The following is a 4,193-nucleotide window of genomic DNA, read 5'->3' on the forward strand; positions in this document are numbered from 1 at the left end:
CCGCGGCTGCCGAGGGGGATGCGTTCGCGCAGCTGAACGGTCTGCTGGAGCGGCAGGCGACTGAGCTGGCGTCGCAGCCCGCGGTGGAGCCTGCGCAGTCGGCCTGATGGCGGCCAGCCAGGAAGGTACGCAGCTCACCTCCCAGCACCGCCGCGCCCAGCTCGCGCTGCGGGCCACGACGACGAACGACATGAAGTTGATCTGGCCCATGTTCGATGGGTCGGATGCGTCGTACTCCGCGTTCGTCGACGCGGCGATCAACATGGTGATGGCCCGGCAGGAGACCAGCAGTGGCCTGGCCAGCGCCTACTACCAGCGGTTCCGGTCCGCCGAGGGCGTGGCAGGGGAGATGATCCCCAAGCTGGCGCCCCGGCTCGGCTCCGGGCTGATCCGCGCAGCCCTGTTCGCCACCGGCCTCGCCGGCACCCGCCGCGCGATCGGCGCCGGTCAGACCACCGCCGCAGCGCTCGACAGCGGGCTGGTCCAGGCCGCCGGCGCTGCGGCCCGCCTGGTCCTCGACGGCGGCCGCCGCACGGTGGACGACACCGTCGCAGCAGACCCGAAAGCCAAGGGCTGGGTGCGGATCACCAGCGGGCATCCGTGCGCGTTCTGCGCGATGCTCGCCAGCCGCGGCGCGGTCTACAAGACGGCGAAGACCGTGGCGTTCCAGGCGCATGACCACTGCTCGTGCTCGTCCGAGCCCGTGTTCAGCGAGGGGGCGATCCCCGAGTCGAACCGGCGCTGGGAGCAGCTGTGGCGCGAGGCCGCAGGCGGCCAGGACAACCAGCTGAACCGGTTCCGCCGTGCCCTGGCCGAGCAGGCCACCCAGGCCGCCACCGACACGGCGCCGGTCGCTGAGTAGACGTCCTCGTCCCGTGAGGGGGCGAGGTCAACCGGGCGTGATGCCCGTCCCCGCTGCGATGGCGGGGTGACGCACGAGGGAGGCCGCCATGGCCGACGACGACACCACCGACACCGACACCGGGGCAGACGACGACGTGACGTCGACGGACGCCGACGGGGCAGGTGACGGCGGCGCCCAGCGCGCCCTGGCCGCCGAGCGCAAGGCACGGCGTACCGCCGAGAAGACCCTGAAGGACCTGCAGACGAAGCTGCAGGGCCTGGAAGACAAGGACAAGAGCGAGGCGCAGCGGCTGCAGGACGCGGTCACCGTCGCCGAGAAGCGCGCGGCTGACGCCGAAGCTCGGCTACTGCGGATCGAGGTCGGCGCCGCGAAGGGCCTGTCCGTCGCCCAGGCAAAGCGCCTGGTGGGCGAGACCCAGGAGGAGCTCGAGGCGGACGCCGACGAGCTGCTCACCACCTTCGGCGCCGCGAGCAGTGGCAAGGCGGAAAGCGACGCCGGAGCCGACAAGGCGAAGCCGTCCGCAGGGCGTGGGCGGCCGAAGGAAGACCTCCGCGGCGGCGCGTCCTCGAACGCCGACTCCGGTGACAAGCCGGTCGACCCGGCGAAGCTCGCCGCGAGCATCCTCTCTCGCCCGTTCTGATCACCCCGCTGGCCAGAGCCGCCGCGGGTTCACACACAGGAGGTAGACCGTGGCGGTTCTGACCGCGCAGGGAATCTCCGAGGTCGCGATCGAGCTGCTCACCCGCACGCTCGTGCTGCCTCGGACCGTGACGACCATCCCGGGTGAGGAGTTCTCCGGTTCGAACGGGGACACCATCACCGTGCGGGTGCCGCAGCCGGGCACCGCCCGGGAGCAGATCACCGCCGGCGCGGCGATCACCTACGACACCGTGAACGAGATCCCGGTCCCGGTGCAGGTGCGGCACCTGTACCACGCGAAGCGGATCACCGACCAGGAAGCGACGCTCCAGCTCGAGGACTTCGCCCGGCAGGTCACCCGCGTCCAGGTCGCCGCGGTGGCGACCGGAGCGGAGCAGCTGCTCGCCGACGAGATGAACGACCTGCCGATCGACGTCAACGGCGTCGACGAGGGCGACGTCGACGCCGCGGTGCTCGAAGCCCGCACCGCCCTCGGCCGGGCCAACGCCCCGACCGGTGACCGGTGGGGCGCCTGCTCCCCGGAGTTCGCCGAGGTCATCCTCCGCCAGGACAGCTTCTCCCGGGCGGACGCCGCCGGTGACATGACCGCGCTCCGCGAGGCGATCATCGGCCGGTGGCGCGGCTTCACCTGGGTCGAGTCCAACGGCCTGGAGGTCGGCACCGCGGTGCTCTACCACCAGAGCGGATTCGTGTTCGCGAACCGGAGCCCGGTCGCTCCCCGCGGCGCTCGTGAGTCGGCCAGCGTCACGAGCGGCGGTGTGTCGATGCGGCAGATCTTCCATTACGACTCGTCGATCCTCAGCGACGCGAGCGTCCTGTCGACGTTCGCCGGCGCCAGTGTCATCGCGGAGAACCAGGCCGGGACCGACATCCGCCGGGCATACAAGCTCGCGCTCACCGGCGTGAGCTGACCGGATGCCCACGCTGTTCCCGGCGACGGCCACCGACCGGGCCGCCCAGGTGCGGACCCCGGCCGGTGACCTCGTCGCCGCGCGCACCGGCACCATCTGCCTGGTGTACGCCGCGGCGACGGGGTCGACCCTGGCTGTGATCACGCATCTCGACGGCCGGCCGGTGACCACGTGGGATCCGCTGCTGGTCGACGGGAACAGCCTATGGCCGCGGTTCCTGGACCCGTCCGACCGGAAGCGGCTGTGGATCTCCATCGGCGGCGGGCCGAGGACGGAGATCTACAGCGACGTCCAGGATCAGGTCGACGACCTGCAGGACCAGATCGACAACCTCGAGGTCGGCGCTGGTGCGGTTACCAGCGTCGCTGGGCGTGACGGCGACGTCGTGCTCGTCGCCGGCGATATCGGGGACCTGGGGTCAGCCGCGCTCGTGTCGGCCGCGGCGTTCGATCCGGCCGGCGCCGCGGCCGCCGTCGCCGGCCTGCTCCCAGGCAAAGCTGACGCTGCTCACAGCCACGGCCAGGCGGACGTGACCGGGCTGGTGACAGATCTCGCCGGCAAGGCGGCCTCGTCCCACACCCACGGCCAGGCCGATGTCACCGGCCTCGTTACGGACCTGGCAGGCAAAGCGGCCTCGTCCCACACCCACGCACAGGCCGATGTAACCGGGCTGGCCACCTCGCTTGCCGGCAAGGCGGCCGCCAGCCACGGTCACGCCCAGGCCGACGTGACCGGCCTCGTTACGGACCTGGCAGGCAAAGCCGCAGCGAGCCACACCCACCCGCAATCAGACATCACCGGCCTGACTGCCTCGCTAGCCGGCAAGGCCACTGCGATCCGGGTCGCCGAGGGACGCATCGTCAGTGGGGATATCACCCTGCCGAACACCTCTGGAGCCTGGCAGATCTTGTCAGGCACCAGCATGGCGATCGCCGCGGCGATCGGAGACAGGCTGCGCCTGCACGTGGACGCGCTGCGCTCCGGCGCGAACACCAGCTATCTCGACCTCGTCATCGTGGTGTCCAGCGCGATCGTCTGGGCGGCGTCCTCGGGCACCAGCACGCCGACGACTGAGGGCCTACCTGGCTGGTACGGAAACGCGACCTTCGTGGTTCGCGGTGGTCCGGCGCGGCGCACGGTGCAGGCAGGTGACATCGCCGGCGGCACGGTCACGTTCGCCATCGCGGCGAAAGCGCCGGGTGCGGGCCTCTTGTACGCAAGCTCCGGATACCCGCTGAGCTGGGAAATCCAAAACTTGGGACCGGAGCCAGCCTGATGCCGATCCCCGCGGGCCCGAGTAGTAGCAGCCCGCCTCCGCTCGTCGACCTCGTCGACTACCTCACCCGCACCGGCGGGGTGCTCGACGACTTGGAGGTGAGTGAGCAGCAGCTGCTGCTCGCCGCCCTGGGCGACGCGAGCGCGCTGGTGCGCCTGGAGGCCGGCGTCGACTGGATCGCCGACGACGGGGTGAGCGTAACGACGCCGGCCGCGGTGGTGCCAGTCGTGGTCGCCATGGTCCAGCGCAAGCTCATGAACCCGTCCGGTCTGACCGGGGAGACGCTCGGCGATCACAGCTGGCAGATGGCCAACGCGTCCCCCGACCTGTTCCTCACACGGGCCGAGCTGCGGACGGTACGTCGCGCGGCCGGCCGGTCCGGAATCGGCTCCATCCAGATGGAGGGAGACCTGCCCGTGCAGCCGTCGGAGTGGTGCTGGTGAGGATCACGCACCGGCTCAACCGCGAGCTCGAGGTCTGG

The 4,193-nt window shown here is 71.2% G+C and carries 5 protein-coding genes; all 5 read left to right on the plus strand.

The annotated features are described in order from the left end of the window. The first annotated feature begins 106 nt into the window (after positions 1–106). The 5 genes from FREUN1FDRAFT_RS38135 (at position 107) to FREUN1FDRAFT_RS38155 (ending at position 4,155) form a co-directional block, all read left to right on the plus strand. Positions 107–862 (plus strand): hypothetical protein, encoded by a 756-nt coding sequence (locus FREUN1FDRAFT_RS38135; RefSeq protein ID WP_006545786.1) that lies wholly within the window; start codon positions 107–109, stop codon positions 860–862. Positions 863–950: 88 nt separating this feature from the next. Further along, positions 951–1,505, plus strand: coding sequence for a hypothetical protein (locus FREUN1FDRAFT_RS38140; RefSeq protein WP_006545787.1), 555 nt, complete (start codon positions 951–953; stop codon positions 1,503–1,505). Between the two features lie 49 nt (positions 1,506–1,554). Continuing rightward, positions 1,555–2,436, plus strand: a complete 882-nt coding sequence (locus FREUN1FDRAFT_RS38145; RefSeq protein WP_006545788.1) for a phage capsid protein — start codon at positions 1,555–1,557, stop codon at positions 2,434–2,436. Between the two features lie 4 nt (positions 2,437–2,440). After that, positions 2,441–3,712, plus strand: a complete 1,272-nt coding sequence (locus tag FREUN1FDRAFT_RS38150; RefSeq protein WP_006545789.1) for a hypothetical protein — start codon at positions 2,441–2,443, stop codon at positions 3,710–3,712. Then, positions 3,712–4,155, plus strand: coding sequence for a hypothetical protein (locus FREUN1FDRAFT_RS38155; RefSeq protein WP_006545790.1), 444 nt, complete (start codon positions 3,712–3,714; stop codon positions 4,153–4,155). Before FREUN1FDRAFT_RS38150 ends, FREUN1FDRAFT_RS38155 begins: the two co-directional genes overlap by 1 nt. Positions 4,156–4,193: the final 38 nt, after the last annotated feature.

Source organism: Parafrankia sp. EUN1f, from assembly GCF_000177675.1.
Lineage (GTDB): Bacteria > Actinomycetota > Actinomycetes > Frankiales > Frankiaceae > Parafrankia.

Bases quoted from the DNA above. Each gene is read 5' to 3' on its own strand.
- FREUN1FDRAFT_RS38155 (WP_006545790.1), top strand. From the start codon at position 3,712: ATGCCGATCCCCGCGGGCCCGAGTAGTAGCAGCCCGCCTCCGCTCGTC.
- FREUN1FDRAFT_RS38150 (WP_006545789.1), top strand. From the start codon at position 2,441: ATGCCCACGCTGTTCCCGGCGACGGCCACCGACCGGGCCGCCCAGGTG.
- FREUN1FDRAFT_RS38135 (WP_006545786.1), top strand. From the start codon at position 107: ATGGCGGCCAGCCAGGAAGGTACGCAGCTCACCTCCCAGCACCGCCGC.
- FREUN1FDRAFT_RS38140 (WP_006545787.1), top strand. From the start codon at position 951: ATGGCCGACGACGACACCACCGACACCGACACCGGGGCAGACGACGAC.